This window comes from Burkholderia sp. MSMB1459WGS (assembly GCF_001534535.1).
In the GTDB taxonomy this organism is placed as follows: Bacteria; Pseudomonadota; Gammaproteobacteria; order Burkholderiales; family Burkholderiaceae; genus Burkholderia.
This window is the reverse complement of sequence record NZ_LPMU01000034.1, coordinates 71,172-87,697: the sequence shown is the minus strand read 5'-3', so window position 1 is coordinate 87,697 and position 16,526 is coordinate 71,172. Positions and strand designations below refer to the sequence as shown.

General features: G+C 68.7%; 14 protein-coding genes. 2 read left to right on the top strand and 12 right to left on the bottom strand.

The genetic code is table 11. The annotated features are described in order from the left end of the window. Nucleotides 1-4: 4 nt before the first annotated feature. From WT97_RS13715 to WT97_RS13675, 9 genes are all read right to left on the bottom strand, one after another. The gene (locus WT97_RS13715) at nt 5-1,021 is read right to left on the bottom strand and encodes an SIS domain-containing protein (protein ID WP_059506611.1); all 1,017 of its coding nucleotides are present in this window, start codon (nt 1,019-1,021) and stop codon (nt 5-7) included. Then, nucleotides 1,014-2,117 (bottom strand): N-acetylglucosamine-6-phosphate deacetylase, encoded by a 1,104-nt coding sequence (gene nagA / locus WT97_RS13710; RefSeq protein ID WP_059506700.1) that lies wholly within the window; start codon nt 2,115-2,117, stop codon nt 1,014-1,016. The genes WT97_RS13715 and nagA overlap by 8 nt, the downstream gene beginning before the upstream one ends. Nucleotides 2,118-2,233: 116 nt before the next feature. Continuing rightward, nucleotides 2,234-2,968 (bottom strand): GntR family transcriptional regulator, encoded by a 735-nt coding sequence (locus WT97_RS13705; RefSeq protein WP_059506609.1) that lies wholly within the window; start codon nt 2,966-2,968, stop codon nt 2,234-2,236. Nucleotides 2,969-3,323: 355 nt separating this feature from the next. Continuing rightward, complete coding sequence (locus tag WT97_RS13700) at nt 3,324-6,539, bottom strand: error-prone DNA polymerase (RefSeq protein WP_060353622.1); 3,216 nt, start codon at nt 6,537-6,539, stop codon at nt 3,324-3,326. Between the two features lie 6 nt (nt 6,540-6,545). Then, a complete protein-coding gene (locus WT97_RS13695; RefSeq protein ID WP_059795497.1) occupies nt 6,546-8,033 on the bottom strand; it encodes a DNA polymerase Y family protein in 1,488 nt (495 codons plus the stop codon). Then, nucleotides 7,966-8,673, bottom strand: coding sequence for a translesion DNA synthesis-associated protein ImuA (gene imuA, locus WT97_RS13690; RefSeq protein ID WP_059795541.1), 708 nt, complete (start codon nt 8,671-8,673; stop codon nt 7,966-7,968). The genes WT97_RS13695 and imuA overlap by 68 nt, the downstream gene beginning before the upstream one ends. Before the next feature lie 337 nt (nt 8,674-9,010). Next, complete coding sequence (locus WT97_RS13685) at nt 9,011-9,805, bottom strand: ABC transporter ATP-binding protein (RefSeq protein ID WP_060353621.1); 795 nt, start codon at nt 9,803-9,805, stop codon at nt 9,011-9,013. Between the two features lies 1 nt (nt 9,806). Continuing rightward, complete coding sequence (locus WT97_RS13680; protein ID WP_059506601.1) at nt 9,807-10,703, bottom strand: ABC transporter permease; 897 nt, start codon at nt 10,701-10,703, stop codon at nt 9,807-9,809. A 139-nt stretch (nt 10,704-10,842) separates the two neighbouring features. Continuing rightward, nucleotides 10,843-11,808: an ABC transporter substrate-binding protein gene (locus WT97_RS13675; RefSeq protein WP_059506599.1), complete on the bottom strand. Its 966-nt coding sequence runs from the start codon at nt 11,806-11,808 to the stop codon at nt 10,843-10,845. A 335-nt stretch (nt 11,809-12,143) separates the two neighbouring features. Here WT97_RS13675 and WT97_RS13670 point away from each other — a divergent pair, with 335 nt between their 5' ends. Beyond that, nucleotides 12,144-12,452, top strand: coding sequence for a VF_A0006 family four-cysteine protein (locus WT97_RS13670; protein ID WP_059506597.1), 309 nt, complete (start codon nt 12,144-12,146; stop codon nt 12,450-12,452). Nucleotides 12,453-12,538: 86 nt separating this feature from the next. On the opposite strand, the gene WT97_RS13665 is transcribed toward WT97_RS13670, so the two are convergent. Continuing rightward, nucleotides 12,539-13,354 (bottom strand): MetQ/NlpA family ABC transporter substrate-binding protein, encoded by an 816-nt coding sequence (locus tag WT97_RS13665; protein ID WP_059795494.1) that lies wholly within the window; start codon nt 13,352-13,354, stop codon nt 12,539-12,541. Nucleotides 13,355-13,583: 229 nt separating this feature from the next. Next, complete coding sequence (locus tag WT97_RS13660) at nt 13,584-15,221, bottom strand: methyl-accepting chemotaxis protein (protein ID WP_059506593.1); 1,638 nt, start codon at nt 15,219-15,221, stop codon at nt 13,584-13,586. Nucleotides 15,222-15,461: 240 nt separating this feature from the next. Between WT97_RS13660 and WT97_RS13655 the strand changes: the two genes are divergently transcribed. After that, complete coding sequence (locus WT97_RS13655; RefSeq protein WP_059506591.1) at nt 15,462-15,752, top strand: YciI family protein; 291 nt, start codon at nt 15,462-15,464, stop codon at nt 15,750-15,752. Between the two features lie 139 nt (nt 15,753-15,891). On the opposite strand, the gene WT97_RS13650 is transcribed toward WT97_RS13655, so the two are convergent. Next, complete coding sequence (locus WT97_RS13650) at nt 15,892-16,509, bottom strand: SCO family protein (protein WP_059506588.1); 618 nt, start codon at nt 16,507-16,509, stop codon at nt 15,892-15,894. Nucleotides 16,510-16,526: the final 17 nt, after the last annotated feature.

The window sequence follows — 16,526 nt, the reverse complement described above, 5'->3', positions numbered from 1 at the left end:
GCTATCAGTGCGTTTCTGTCACTTTGTTCAGGTGGCGCGGCGTGTCGGGATTGCGGCCGCGCGCGACGGCGAGATCCGCCGCCATCACGTAGAACGAAAGAATGGCGGCGATCGGGTCGAGCGCCGAATGGGCGGACTGCGCGAGCGGCAGCACGGTGCCCGATACGCCGGGCGTGCCGGCGGGCGCCGCGAGCAGCACGGCGGCGCCGCGTGCGCGCATGTCCGCGGCAAGCTGCAGCAGGCCGGCCTGCTCGGGCCCGGGCGGCGCGAACACGAGCAGCGGATAGTCGCGGTCGATCAGCTCCATCGGGCCGTGACGGACTTCGGCGCTCGAGAACGCCTCGGCCTGGATGCCGGACGTTTCCTTCAGCTTCAGCGCGGCTTCCTGCGCGATCGCGAGGCCCAGGCCGCGGCCGATGACGATCATCCGCTCGACGCCCGCGAGCGCCCCGACGGCCTGCGACCAGTCGAGCCGGCCGGCCTGCGCGAGCACGTCGGGCAGGCCGCGCAGCGCGGTCATCAGCGCGGCGTCGCGCTGCCAGTACGCGACGATCTGCGCGGACAGCGACAGCATCGCGATATAGCTCTTGGTCGCGGCGACCGACAGCTCGGGGCCGGCAAGCAGCGGCAACTGGTGCTCGCACGCGTCGGCGAGCGGCGACGGCAGCACGTTCACGGCGGCGACGGTGCGTGCGCCGGCTTCGCGCAGCGCGGCCATCGTATTGACGAGGTCGGGACTCTTGCCCGACTGGGAAAAGGCGATCGCGAGCTGGTCCTGCACCTTCAGCGGCGCCTGCTGCAGCGTCGCGACCGACATCGGCAGCGACGCGACCGGCACGCCGAGGCGGCTCATCGTCAGGCTCGCGAAATAGCTGGCGGCGTGATCCGAGCTGCCGCGCGCGACCGTCAGCGCGACGGCCGGCGGGTGATCGAGCAACTGGCCGGCGAGCGCTTCGACGCGCGCGGTGTCGGCAATCTGCGCGGCGACGACCTGGGCGGACTCGCGCGCTTCCTTAAGCATATTCGACAATCGATTCTCCTTCGACGTAGGTCGCGGTGAGGTTCAGGTCGCGATCGAACACCGCGAGGTCGGCCCATGCGCCGCGCTCGAGGCGGCCTCGATCGGCGACGCCGAGGTAGTCGGCCGCGTAGCGCGACATCCGGTTCGACACGTCGGCGATCGGCAGGCCGAGCGACACGAGGTTGCGCAGCGCCTGGTCCATCGTCAGCGTGCTGCCGGCGAGCGTGCCGTCGGCGAGCCGCACGCCGCCGAGGCACTTCGTCACGTGCTGGCTGCCGAGCCGGTATTCGCCGTCGGGCATGCCGGTGGCGGATGTGCTGTCGGTCACGACGTACAGGCGCGGGATCGCGCGCAGCGCCGCGCGAATCGCGCCCGGATGGACGTGCAGCAGGTCGGGAATGATTTCCGCGTATTCGGCGTGCGCGAGCGCCGCGCCGACGAGGCCCGGGTTGCGGTGATGCAGCGGCGACATCGCGTTGAACAGATGCGTGAAGCCGCATGCGCCGTGCTTGAGCGCGGCGACCGCGTCGTCGTAGGTCGCGAGCGAGTGGCCGAGCTGCACGCGCACGCCGCGCGCGGCCATCTCGCCGATGATCTCGATGTGGCCCGCGATTTCCGGTGCGAGCGTGACGACGCGGATCGGCGCGATCGACAGGTACTTCAGCACCTCGTCGAGCGCGGCCGACACGGCCGCGTCGGGCTGCGCGCCGAGCTTGCCGGGGTTGATGTACGGCCCTTCGAGATGCACGCCGAGCACGCGCGCGCCGCCCGGCGTGCGGGTGCGCGCGACGGCGCCGAGGTTCGCGACGACTTCCATCAGCTCGTCGCGCGGCGCGGTCATCGTCGTCGCGAGCAGGCTCGTCGTGCCGAATTGCGCGTGCGTGCGGACGATCGTTTCGATCGCGTCGCCGCCTTCCATCACGTCGGCGCCGCCGCCGCCGTGCACGTGCAGGTCGATGAAGCCGGGCAGGATGTACGGTGCGTCGTTCTGCGCGGGATCGACGGGCACGCCGTCGAGCGTGGTGATGCGACCGTTCTCGCTATCGAGCGAACCGTGAATCCAGCCGTCGGGGGTGAGGATGTTGCCAGTCAGCATGACGTTCTCTTGATGATCCGGTGACGCGGGCATCCGCGTCGTGATTTGCCAATTCGTTGCGATTCATCGCGCGCGATTGCGTTCCATCGCGCGTGGTGCGCCGGCAGTCTCCCGCGTCAGCGTTTCAGTTCGGCGACGAAGTCGTAGTAGTCGTCGCGGCAATACGTTTCGCTCATTTCGATCGCGCGCTGGTCGGCGCCGTAGCCGATCCGCGTGATCACCAGCAGGGCCGAGCCCGGCTTCACCGCCATCCATTTCGCGATCGCGTGCGTCGCGTTCGCCGCGCGAAAGTGCTGCAGCGCGCGCACGACGGCCATGCCGCGCGCGTCGAGGTATTCGTACAGCGACGCGCCGAGCGCCTGCGGATCGGGCACCACCGCGGCGGGCAGCGTCGAATGCTCGACGGCCATCACGATGCCGTCCGCGCGGCGCAGCCGTTCGAGCCGCGCCACCGTCGCGCCGGGCGCGAGGCCGAGATGCGTGGTCTCGTCGCGGCTCGCGGCGCGCAGCGTGCGCGACAGCCACACCGAATCGGGCACGAAGCCGCGCTGCCGCATCTTCGCGGTGAAGCCGACGAGATGCGACAGCGGATCGGCGACACGCGGCGTGATGAAGCTGCCCGCGCCGCGCGCCCGCTTGATCAGTCCCTGCTCGACCAGCAGCGCGAGCGCCCGACGCGCGGTGATCCGCGACACGCCGACCGACACCGACAGCAGCCGCTCCGACGGCAGCGCCTCGCCGGCCCGCCACGCGCCGGCGTGGATCGCGCTCGCCAGCTTGCGGGCGAGCTGCAGATAGAGCGGCGTATCGTCGAGGGGATCGGGCGCCAGTTCGGACCAGCCGGTTTCCATGTGCCTCCGCGTGTCGGACGACGATCTCGGACCGTCGAAAGTGAACGCATTATATAACCACCATAATACCAGTCAACGAACTGGTATTAGCACCGCGAAAATCGCCGAAAGCCTTGCACGGCAAGCGTTTTAGCGCCGGAAAATCCTTTGTTTACAACGCGGCGCAGGATAGGGATTTACCCGGGGTGGTATGCAAGGGGACAGTTACCGGGTGGGATTCAGGCGTGTTTCGAGAGTGGATATGAGACCGGAATAGAACCAATTGAGCCAACTGGTATGCATCGTGGCGATGTGCCGCCGGGCCGGCGGTTCGCGTCAGGGGAGTCGTTCGGGGGCCGTGGGCGGCGGCGGAATGTCAGTGGAATTCGCGGCTCGACGTGCGCAGGCCGCCGAGCAGCGGCGTCAGATCCTCGAAATGCTGCGCGACGAGGTGTCTTACATCGCTCACGACCTGCCACACGCCGGACGCCGCAAGCAGTTTCGAATCGAGTGTTTCGCGACGCTGCCGCGCGAGCAGTTCGGGCCGGACGATCACGTTCACGCAGCCCGTTTCGTCTTCGAGCGTCATGAACATCACGCCTTTCGCGGTGCCCGGCATCTGCCGCGCGGTCACGAGCCCGCACGCGCGGGCGAGCCGGCCGTCGGGGCGATCGCGCAGTTCGGCCGCGGACGACAGCCGCCGCGCGCGCAGCGCCGGCCGCAGCAACGCGACGGGGTGGCGGTTCAGCGTGAGGCCGGTGGTGTCGTAATCGGCGAGGATCTCGTCGGCTTCGGACGGCGCGCCGAGCGCGGGCTTGTCCGGTTCGTCGATCGGCGCGGCGGCGAGCAGGTCGCGCTCCGGCGCCGCGGCGACCGCTTGCCATAGCGCATCGCGGCGATGGCCGGCGAGCGTCGCGAGCGCATTCGCGGCGGCGAGCGCTTCGAGGTCGCGCCGTTCGAGCTGCGCGCGGCGGGCGAGTTCGTCGACGCTCATGAACGGGCCCACTACGCGCGCGGCTTCGATGCGGCGCGCGGCGGCTTCGCCGAAGCCGCTCACGAGCGACAGGCCGAGCCGCACGGCCGGCTGGCCGTGTGGCGACGGCTGGCCGGGCAGCGCTTCGAGCGATGCCTCCCAACCGCTTTGCGTCACGTCGATCGGCAGGACCTGCACGCCGTGGCGCTTTGCGTCCTGCACGAGTTGCGACGGCGGATAGAAACCCATCGGCTGGCTGTTCAGCAGCGCGGCGAGGAAGATCGCCGGTTCGTGGCATTTGAGCCAACTGCTCGCGTACGCGAGTTTCGCGAAGCTCGCGGCGTGGCTTTCGGGGAAACCGTATTCGCCGAAGCCTTTGATCTGCTCGAAGATCTGTTCGGCGAATTCGCGTGTGTAGCCGCGGGCCAGCATGCCGTCGACGATCTTGTCGTGGTAAGGGCCAAGATCGCCCCGGCGCTTCCACGCGGCCATCGCACGACGCAGCTTGTCGGCTTCGCCGGGTGTAAAGCCGGCCGCGACGATCGCGATCTGCATCACCTGTTCCTGAAAGATCGGGATGCCGAGCGTGCGTTCGAGCACTTCCTTCAGCGCGTCGCTCGGATAGGTGATCTTCCCTTTCTCCTCCCCCGCCTTGATCCTGCGCCGCTTCAGATACGGATGCACGGCGCCGCCCTGGATCGGCCCGGGGCGCACGATCGAAACCTCGATCACCAGATCGTAATAGTCGCGCGGCCGCAGCCGCGGCAGCATCGACATCTGCGCGCGCGATTCGATCTGGAACACGCCGACCGTATCGGCGCGGCAGATCATGTCGTAGGTCGCTTCGTCGTCCTGCGGAATGTGCTTCAGCGTGAACGGCTTGCCGTCCTTCGCCGGGCCGCGCCACGCGGTGCGCAGGTCGAACGCGCGATGCAACGCCGACAGCATGCCGAGCGCGAGCACGTCGACCTTCATCAGCCCGAGCGCTTCGAGATCGTCCTTGTCCCACTGGATCACGCGCCGCCCGTCCATCGCCGCGTTCTCGACCGGCACGAGCCGCGTGAGCTTGCCGCGGCTGATCACGAAGCCGCCCGAGTGCTGCGACAGATGACGCGGAAAGTTGAGCAGGCGCCCCGCCAGTTCGGCCCATGCGCGAATGATCGGCGTCGCCGGATCGAGCCCGACCGACGCGAATTGCTGCAGCAGATCGCGGCTGCCGTCGAACCAGCGATGCCCCTTCGCGACACGGTCGACCAGCATCGGATCGACGCCGAGCGCCTTGCCGGTTTCGCGCAGCACGCCGCGCGGACGATACGTCGAAACGGCGGCCGCGAGCGCCGCGCGGTCGTGTCCGTATTTCTGGTAGATGTGCTGAATCACTTCTTCCCGACGCTGATGCTCGAAGTCGACGTCGATATCCGGCGGCTCGCCGCGCTCCACGCTGATGAAGCGCTCGAACAGCATCGTGCTTTGATCCGGATTGACTTCGGTGATGCCGAGGCAATAACAGACCACCGAGTTCGCGGCCGACCCGCGCCCTTGGCACAAGATGTTCCGGCTGCGCGCGTATTTGACGATGTCGTAGACGGTCAGGAAGAACGGTTCGTACTCCAGCTTTGCGATCAGGGCAAGCTCATATCGAATCTGCTTCGCCACTTTCGCCGGCACACCATTCCAATAGCGTCGAGCGACACCTGCCCACGTCTCCTGCTTCAGATAACTGGTCGGTGTGTGACCGCGCGGCACGAGTTCGAGTGGATATTCATACTTCAGATCGGCGAGTTCGAAATTGCATGCATCGAGCATCGCACACGTCTCCGCGATCTCCGCCGACGAAAACAGCTTCGCGATCCGCCCGCGCGAACGCAGATGCTGTTCCGCGTTCGGTGCGAGCGCATGGCCGCATTCCGATACCGGCGTGCCGAGCCGGATCGCCGTCATCACGTCCTGCAGCGGCTTGCACGAGCGCCGGTGCATCGTCACGTCGCCCAGCGCGACGACGCGCACGCCGCGTCGCTCGCCGGCCTCGCGAATCTCGTCGCGCTGCACACCATCCAGCGCGCGCTGCAATTGCACGAGCCCGAGCCGCGCCCGCTCACCGAACGTCGCGCGGAACCACGCGACCTGCGCATCGAGCACATTCGCGCGAACGGGATACGCCGGCACGAGAATCGCGAAGCAATCGGGCATGCCGCGCAAGTGGGCGAACGCCGCCGGCGGCGCCGACAGCATGCGCGGCGTCAGCGTGTACGTCCCCTTCGGCGCCGCCATCCGCCGCCACGAAATCAGCTCGGCAAGATTGCCGTACCCCTCGCGGTTCTGCGCGAGCAGCACGAGCCCGAATGCACCGGGGCCCGGATCGTGGCCGGGCGCGACGTCATCCGGTGTCACCTCGAAGTACGAACCGACGATCAGCGGCAGCCCGGCCGCCTTCGCCGCGACATGCATGCGCGGCGCACCCGCGAGCGAGCATTCGTCGGTGATCGCAATCCCGCGATAGCCGAGTTCCGCCGCACGCTCGACCAGTTCTTCCGCATGCGACGCGCCATGCAGGAACGAAAAGTTCGAACGACAGAACAATTCCGCGTAATCGGGCAGCCCGCTGAAATCCGCAACCATCTTCGTTCACCCGAACAGGCCGTGCAGGAACCAGTGCGGTTCGGACTCGCTTCCCGCTCGCTCCCTGAACACCCAATAGCACGCACCGGCTTCGTCCTGCGCGACGTGGTAATCGCGTGCAGCGAGCTGACCGTCGAACCACCCGGCCTCGATCCGCTCCGGCGACGACATCATCCGCAGCGGCGTATGGAACACCGGCCGCTCGCCGCGCATCAGCAACGGCAGCGGTTCGGCGAGCAGCCACGCGGGACGCGGCGGCACGGCCGGCGGCCCGCCGGCCGGCTTGCCCGCCTGCGCATCGAGCGGCAGCCAGCGGTTCGCCACCTCGGGCCGGTAATCGGCGACGGGCGCCGCGCGCAATACGTTCTCCGCGCCGAGCCGGGCGACCAGCAGTTCGAACAACCGCTCGCGGGTTTCCCGCGTCCCGCCCGGCTCGGGAAAGAGATCGTCGGCCGGCGGCGCGACCGATTCGACGCGCGTGGCCTTCAGGCGCACCGCGATCACCGCGGCCGGCAACTCGACGCGTGCGAGCCGCTCGCCGAGCAGCCGCATGAAATGCGCGTCGTCGCGCACGGGTGCGGCAAACGCGAGCTCGAGCGGCGTCGGCGGCACGGCCTGACGGCCGCGCTCGTGCTCGAGCTCGAACGTCATCGCGGCCAACGACAATTGCCGCGCGGCCAGCCAGCCGCACAGCTGCACGACGAGCCGCCGCGCGGCGAACAGCACGGCTTCCGCGTATTCGACGCGCTCCGGCAATTCGAGCCGCACGTCGAACACGGGCGGCACCGCCATCCACGCGAGCGGCTCGACCGCTTCGCCGTACGCACGATCGAGCGCGGCCAGCAGCGCGGGACCGCAGCGCCGCTGCAGCCCCGCGCGCGGCAGGCGGCGCAGATCGGCGAGCGTGCGGCAGCCGAGGCCGTCGAACCAGCCCGCATACGGACGCGCATCGGGCAGCAGCACACAGGGCAGCCGGTCGAGCGTGCGGACGAGCGAGGCCTGGCGCGCGACGCGGCGCCGGATGCGCGCTCGCGCCGACGTGCGTGCGAGCAGCCACGCGCCGCGCCCGGTCGGCGCGGCGGACAGGCGCGCCGCATAGCCGAGCGCCGCGAGCGTCGCGCGCACCTGGCGGCACAGCGACGGCAAGCCGCCGAACAGGCGCAGGCTCGGACCGACGTCGACGATCAGCGTGGCTTCGTCGTCGAACGCAACGCACGGCGAAAAGCGCAGCAACGCGAGCGCGACCGCGCGCAGCGCATCGGCTTCGCGGGCGGGATCGCGTTCGACGAGCTGCGTGTCGGGCGCAAGCGTGAGCACGCCGCCGCGCTTCATGCCCGCACGCACGCCCTGCCGGCGCGCGGCCGCATCGGCAATCAGCACGACACCCTGCTCGAGCACCGCACTGCCGGCCTCGCCGGCGGCTGCGTCAGACGGCGGCGGGACGCACACGTCGAGCGGCAGGCGCGGCAGATGGATGCCGAGCAAGACGCGCATAGCGGCTCTCCACGATGGGCGACGGCAAATCGAGCACGAGCGGCTCGCTACGCGCAGGCCCGCGACGCTTGACGATGTCGAGCGACACGCCGCCCGGCACCGGATACAGCGCGACGCGCAGCACGGCCGGCGACGGCTGCCGCGCGGCCGACATCGGGCGCAGCATCACGAACAGCGTGTCGCCCGTGCGCGCGGCCGCGAGATGCAGGCGCCGCAGCGCATCGGGCCGCGCGTCCTGCCAGAGCAGCAGTGCGCCGCAACAGCCGGTCTTGAGCGCCTGCTCGGCGGCCCACAGCGCATCGGTGCGACTGCCGGCGCGCAGCCACAGCAGCGTGTCGGCCGGCACGCCGAGACTGGCGAGCGCGGTGGCATGCGGCGACTGCGGCGGCGCGACGAGCGCGAGCGGCCGCCGGGTGCTGACGCTGCGGGCGAGCGCGGGCGCGAGCAACCGCATCTCGCCGCAACCCGGCTGCGCGGCCAGCAGTTCGACGAGGCCGCCGACCGGCCAACCGCCGCCCGGCAGCTCGGCGGACAGCGCCGCGAAGCCCGTATCGATCGTGCGCAGACCGCCGCGCGCAAGCTGCGAGCCGCGCCACAGCGACGGATGAAGGGTTTCGGGGGACAGGGATGACGCGGACATCATGCGGCTCGATGCTGTATGGATATACAGTATAGAGGATCGTGCCGGGCGCTGTCAGGTCTCAACAAAAAGGGACATGCAGATCGTCGGAAGGCCCGGGAGGGCCGGAACGTACGCGTCCGCCGCTGCGAAATCGAAGGTCGTGCCGACGCGACGGAACGGCCGTATTCCGCATACGAAAACGGACCGCTCGACCGACACCAAACCTGCGCGCCGGCCGGGCGGCCCGAGCAGCCGTCCGGTCGATCAGCCCGGATCAGCCTGAATCAGCCGGGATCCGGCGAAAGCAGCCGGGAACACTCGAGAGACCAGCCAAAACAGCCGAAAGCAGCCCAAATCACCCCAGCAACAACGCGTCGTCGTCGAGCTGCTCGTGCCGCACCTTCTCGAACATCTGCAGCAGGTCCGGCACGTCGAGTCCCTTGCGCTGGTCGCCCGACACGTCGAGCACGACCTGCCCCTGGTGCAGCATCACCGTGCGATCGCCGTAGTCGAGCGCCTGACGCATGCTGTGCGTGACCATCATCGTCGTCAGCTTGCTCTCGGCGACGATGCGCGCGGTCAGTTCCAGCACGAACGCGGCCGTCTTCGGGTCGAGCGCGGCCGTGTGCTCGTCGAGCAGCAGGATGCGCGACGGCCGCAGCGACGCCATCAGCAGGCTCACGGCCTGCCGCTGCCCGCCCGACAGCAGCCCGATCCGGTCGGTCAGCCGGTTTTCCAGCCCGAGGTTCAGGAGCCGCAGCTTGTCGCGGAACAGCTCGCGCGACGGGCGATCGAGCGCGACCCGGAAACCGCGCCGCACGCCGCGCGCCATCGCGAGCGCCATGTTCTCCTCGATCGTCAGCGCCTCGCAGGTGCCGGCCATCGGATCCTGGAACACGCGCGCGACGAGGTGCGCGCGGTCCCACGCGGCCTTGCGCGTCACATCCGCGCCGTCGATCGCGATGCGCCCCGCATCGACGCGCTGATCGCCGCTGACCGCATTGAGGAAGGTCGACTTGCCGGCGCCGTTCGAGCCGATCACCGCGACGAACTGGCCGTCGGGAATCTCGAGCGACAGCCCGCGCAGCGCGCGCGTCTCGATCGGCGTGCCGGGATTGAACGTAAGTTTCAGGTCTTGTGCGGACAGCATGTCATGCCCCTCCGTTCTTGCGCGCGAACAGCTTCTTGCGCGTCGCCGGCAGCACCAGCGCGATCGTGACGAGTGCGGCCGTCACGAGGTTCAGGTCCTGCGCCTTCAGACCGATGAATTCGCTGTTCAGCGCGAGCGCGATGAAGAAGCGGTAGACGATCGCGCCGAGCACGACGGCGAGCGTCGTCAGCACCAGCCGGCGTGCGGGCAGCAGCGTCTCGCCGATGATCACCGCGGCCAGCCCGATCACGATCGTGCCGATCCCCATCGAGATGTCCGAGCCGCCCTGCGTCTGCGCGAACAGGGCGCCCGCGAGCGCGACGAGCGCATTCGACAGCGCCATCCCGGCGAGTGTCGCGCGACCGGTCGCGATGCCTTGCGCACGCGCCATTCGCGGATTCGCGCCGGTCGCGCGCATCGCGAGGCCGAGCTGCGACGAGAAGAACCAGTCGAGGCCGAGCTTCGCGACCACGACGACGATCGCGAGCAGCGCCGGGCGCAGCACGTAATCGGGCATCCAGTCGGGCTGCAGCACGGTGAACAGCGTCGGCTCGGTGATCAGCGGTACGTTCGGCCGGCCCATGATCCGCAGGTTCACCGAGTAGAGCGCGATCATCATCAGGATGCTGGCGAGCAGATCCATGATCTTCAGGCGCACGTTCAGCCAGCCGGTGACGAAGCCGGCCAGCGCGCCCGCGACGATCGCAAGCGCGGTCGCGGAAAACGGGTCGTAGCCGGCCGAGATCAGCGTCGCGGCGACGGCGCCGCCGAGCGGAAAGCTGCCGTCGACGGTGAGGTCGGGGAAGTTGAGGATGCGAAACGAGATCAGCACCCCGAGGGCGACGAGGCTGAAGATCAGGCCGATCTCCAGTGCGCCCAGAAACGAGAACAGAGACATGATGGGAAAATCCTGTTGCTTCCCGGCCGGACGTGTACGGCCGGGCGAAGCGAACGGGCGGCCCGGGTGGGAGCCGCCCGTCCGGCGATGTCGTCGAGGCCCGGATCGGGCCTGCAAGCGCGGCGGTCGGGCCGCGGGCTTACTTGATGACCGTCTTCGCTTCCTTCACGAGATCCGGCGCCAGCGTGACGCCCTGCTTCGCGGCCGCGCCCGTATTGACGAACAGTTCGAGGTTGCTGCTCGTCTCCGACGCGATCGCGCCCGGCTTCTCGCCCTTCAGGATGCGCGCGACGACCTTGCCGGTCTGCCGGCCCAGATCGCCGTAATTGATGCCGAGCGCCGCGATGCCGCCGCGCTTCACGCTGTCGGTGTCGCCCGCGACGAGCGGAATCTTCGCTTCGTTCGCGACCTTCACCAGCGCTTCGTACGCGGACACGACGTTGTTGTCGGTGTTCGTGTAGATCACGTCGACCTTGCCGATCAGGCTCTTCGCGGCCGGGCCGATGTCGACGGTGCGCGGTGCGGCCGCTTCCTTCAGCGCCATTCCCTGCTTCGCGAGGAGCTCCTTGAGCTCCTTCACGACGACGACCGAATTCGCCTCGCCCGGGTTGTAGACCATGCCGACCGTCTTCGCATTCGGCACGACGCGCTTGATCAGCGCGACCTGGCGGTCGAGCGGCAGCTTGTCGGATACACCCGTCACGTTGGTGCCCGACGGCCCCCAGCCCTTCACGAGCTGCGCGGCGACCGGATCGGTCACGCCCGAGTAGACGACCGGCACGCTCTTCGTCGCCGCGACGACCGACTGCGCGGCCGGTGTCGCGATCGCGACGATCACGTCGGGCTTGTCGCCGACGAACTTGCGTGCGATCTGCGCGGCCGTGCCCGTGTTGCCCTGCGCGCTCTGGTATTCCCACTTGAGCTTGTCGTCGCCGTAACCTTGCGCCTTCAGTTCGGCGCGCACGCCGTCGCGGATCGCATCGAGCGCCGGATGGTCGACGATCGACAGCACCTTGACCGTCTGCGCGTGCGCGGCGCCGGCCAGCGCGAGTGCGGCGACGCCGGCCGTGATCGAACGGATCGCGAAAGTCTTGAAACGATTCATGGGTGAGTCTCCCCCGTATTGTGTCGGTTCTGGATGATGGATTCCCGCCGCCGTCGGGCGGGCGCCCGCCGCACGTGCGAGACGCGGGCGATCGGCCCGCGCACGCTCCGGGAAAGCGTGCGGCGGCGAACGCACGAGGATACCATTTCCGCAGACCACCGCCTGACTCCGCGCTTTCGCGCGAGCGGCCGATGCGCGGCGCCGCCGCGCCCCCATGAAATGCCTGGAAAGCCCGGCTGGCGGCGCTCCGCGCCGGTCCCGGCGCAACGCGCCAGCCGCGCTCGCGGCTTTACGTTATGCTGTCCGCCGACCCGATCCACACCATCGGAGGGGACATGAAACGAACGATTCGTGCGATCGCCTTCGCGGCCGTCGCGCAGGCGCTGCCGGGCGCGGCATTCGCGCTGACCGACGGCAGCGCGCAATATGACGACTGCATGCTCAATGCCCTGCGCGAAAGCCGCAACGGCGCCGCCGCGCAGTTGATCCAGCGCTCGTGCGACGCGCTGTACCGCAACAACGCGATGCTGCTGCCGCGCGAGCGGCGCGTTCACGAGTGCATCGTGCAGTCGCTGCCCGGCGTGCGCGACAACTACGCGATCCAGCAGATCATGGCGATCTGCTCGCGGCGCGGCGAGATGTAGGATCGGCGCGCGCCTGCCGCACCAATGAACAAAGGGCCTGCGCGAGCAGGCCCTTTTCGTTCAGCGGTCCGACCGGTGAGCGGCGTTCAGAACGACGCGACCATCGAGCCCTTGAACTGCTTCTTGATGAATTCCTTCACTTCCGGCGACTGGTACGCCTTGACCAGCTTCTTCACCCACGGCTGATCCTTATCCTTCGCGCGCACGGCGATCAGGTTCGCGTACGGGCTCGTCAGCGATTCGAGCGCGATCGCGTCCTTGGTCGGCTGCAGGTTCGCGGCCAGCGCGTAGTTCGTGTTGATCACGGCCGCGTCGACGTCCGACAGCACGCGCGGCAGTTGCGCGGCGTCGAGTTCGGAGATCTTCAGCTTCTTCGGGTTCTCGGCGATGTCGAGCACCGTCGCGTTGTTGCCGCCCGTGCCGGCGCCCGATTTCAGCTTGATCACGCCTTGCGTCTGCAGCAGCAGCAGCGCGCGGTTTTCGTTCGACGGATCGTTCGGCACCGCGAGCTTCGCGCCCTGCGGCAGATCCTTCAGCGACTTGAACTTCTTCGAGTACACGCCGATCGGCGAGATGTAGGTCAGGCCCGCGCTGACGATCTTGTAGCCGCGCTGCTTCACCTGGCTGTCGAGGTAGGGCTGGTGCTGGAAGCTGTTCGCATCGAGGTCGCCCGAGTCGAGCGCCGCGTTCGGCTGCACGTAGTCGTTGAACTCGACGACCTTCACGTTCAGGCCTTCCTTCTCTTTCGCGACCTTCTGCACGACTTGCCACACTTCCGAATCCGGGCCGGCGACCGTGCCGACCTTGATCACCTTGTCTTCGGCGTGCGCGCCTGCCGACAGCGTCAGCGCGGCACCGGTGGCCAGCACGGAAAATACCTTCAGGAGACTGCGACGCTTCATCTGTTTCTCGCTTTCTTGCTTACTTGAAATGGGGCGCGATACGGGTATGCCCCGACTCGCAGGAAGGGCCAAATGGTGTCACAGGATCGGCGGGAAGTGAAATACATCCCGCTCATATGGGTATGCACCCGCGCAGTGCCGCCGGCGGCCGATGCACGACACGGCCGTTAGTTGCAGTTTTTCTCGACGCATCGGTCCATCGCCGCATCGGCCCATCGGCCGACACACGTCACGCCGCCACCGTCTCGTCGGCAACCTTCGCGCCGAAGGCCGGTTCGGCCGCCCGCGCACCGGCCCCGCGCGGCGACGGGCCGCCGGCATCGCCGACCCGGAACGCGCCGACCGCATCGCGCAGCCGCGCGGCCTGTTCCTGCAGCGACGCGGCCGCCGCAGCGGCTTCCTCGACCAGCGCCGCGTTCTGCTGGGTCACCTGGTCCATCTGCGTGACCGCGCGCCCGACCTGCGTGATGCCGCTCGCCTGCTCCTCGGATGCCGCCGCGATCTCGCCCATGATGTCGGTCACGCGCGCGACCGCCTGCAGGATCTCGCCCATCGTCGTACCGGCCTGGCCGACCAGCGTCGAGCCGTTGCGCACGCGCTCGACCGAATCGACGATCAGCGCGCGGATCTCCTTCGCGGCCGTCGCGCTGCGCTGCGCGAGCGAGCGCACCTCGCCTGCGACCACCGCGAAGCCGCGGCCCTGCTCGCCCGCGCGCGCAGCCTCGACCGCCGCGTTCAGCGCGAGGATGTTGGTCTGGAATGCGATGCCCTCGATCACGCCGATGATGTCGGCGATCTTGCGCGAGCTGTCGTCGATCTCGCCCATCGTGCCGATCACGCGGTTCACGACGTCGCTGCCCGTGCGCGCGATGTCCGACGCGTTGTTCGCGAGCCCGCTCGCCTGCCGCGCGTTGTCGGCATTCTGCTTCACCGTCGCGGTCAGTTGCTCCATGCTCGCGGCCGTTTCCTCGAGCGACGCGGCCTGCTCCTCGGTGCGCTGCGACAGGTCGTCGTTGCCGGCCGAGATCTGGCGGCTCGCCGACGCGATCGCTTCGGCCGACTGGCGAATCCCGCCAATCGTCGCCTGCAGCCGCGCCTGCATGTCGTGCATCGCGGCCATCATGCTCGTGCGGTCGCCCGCGCGCACCGGCACCGGCTGCGTCAGGTCGCCCTGCGCGATGCGCGTCGCGAGCGCGGCCGCTTCGTCAGGCTCGCCGCCGAGGCTGCCGCGCACGTTGCGGATGATCACCAGCATCGCCGCGCTGATCACGAGGCCGATCACGAACACCACGGCCAGATGGCCAAGCAGCGTCCGGTAGTAGACGGTGTCGATGTCCTTCAGGAACACGCCGCTCGAGATGTTCCAGTCCCACGGCGCGAACCGCGTGACATAGCTGATCTTCGGTACGGCCGTCTCGCTGTGCGGCAGCCGCCCGCGATATTCGGCGAAACCGCTGCCGGTCGCCTTCGCCGCGTTCAGGATCGTCACGAACAGCGGCTTGCCGTCCGGATCGAGATAGTCGCCGACCTGCGTGTCGACGAGCTTCGGCAGCGTCGGATGCATCAGCACGACCGGCTTCGAATCCATCACGAACACGTAGCCCGAATCGCCGTAGCGCATCGCGGCGAGGCGCGCGAGCGCGTCGCGCTTCGCGTCGGCCTCGGGCAGCGTGCCGTTCTGCGCGAGCGTGTAATAGGCCTTCACGATGCCCGCCGCCGAGTCGACGAGATTCGCGATACCGGCCTTGCGTTCGGCGAGCATCGTCGCGCGGGTCTCGTAGGCGCTCCATGCGCCGACGCCCAGGAGACCGATCCATACCAGCGCAAGCGCGAGCCACAGCTTGCGATTCAAACTCATTCTGCTCATCTGCGTGCCTCTGTCGATGTCGATGCATCCGGCGCGCGAACGGCCTGCCGCGCGCAAACGGTTGCCCTTTCATTTACGGCAACGAGGCTTGCATCTTGAATACGCGCGGCCGCAGCGAACCGGCGATCAACGGGCACGGCGCCCGTCGCGAGGCCGCGCCGACGCGACAGCCCGCGTCCGCTGTGCTAAAAAGACCGGCTGGCCGGCGCGCGAAGCGCCGGCATCATTCCAGGGCCATCCATGTACGTCATCGACATCCACTACACCGCGTCGCTCGAGCGCATCGACGACGCGCTCGAACGCCACCGCGCGTACCTGCAGCCGCAGTTCGACAAGGGCATCTTCATCGCGGCGGGGCCGAAGGTGCCGCGCGAAGGCGGCATGATCCTCGCGGCCCGCATCGATCGCGACGCGCTCGACGCGATCCTCGAGACCGACCCGTTCGTCACCGAGGGGCTCGCCACGTATCGCGTGACGGAATTCCGGGTCACGCGCGCCGCCTCCGGCTTCAACGTGCCGGCGCTGCCGTAACGCGACTTCGGCGCAACGCGCGCATGCCGACGCGCCGCCCGGCGGACAGCGCATGCGCGCCACGATGAGAAAGGGAAAGCGCGACGACGCAGGACGGCCGTCACGCGAAACGCCGGGCCGGGCGCCCGGCGGCCGCCGGTCAGTCGACCAGCAGCTTCAGGTCGTGGACCCACGGAGCCGGGCCCTGGCCGTCGCGCACGAACAGGCGCAGCTTGCCGTCGCGGTCGAACACGTAGCTCGCGGCCGTGTGATCCATCGTGTAGCTGCCGGGCGTCTTGCCGGGCACCTTCGCGTAGTACACGCGGAAATCCTTCGTGACCTTCTTGAGCTGCGCTTCGTCGGCCGGCCGCAGGCCGATGAACGACGGATCGAACGCGGGCACGTACTGGCCGAGCAGCGCCGGCGTGTCGCGCTCCGGATCGACGGTGACGAACAGCACCTGCACGCGTTTCGCGGCATCCGGCCCGAGCTGCTTCAGCGCTTCGGACAATTCGGCCATCGTGGTCGGGCACACGTCCGGGCAATGCGTATAGCCGAAGAACATCACGACCGCACGGCCCTTGAAGTCGGCGAGCGTGCGGATCTTGCCGGTCGTATCGGGCAGCGAGAAGTCGCTGCCGAACTGCGTGTTGCCGGTGATGTCGAGATTCTGGAATTTCGGCGCGTTGTCGCATCCGGCGAGCAGCAGCGCTGCCGTGAATGCGCACGCGAGCATCCAGCCTTGGCGCGCGCGGCGCCCGAACCGTGATTGGAGCATTGCGTTCAAACCGTGCG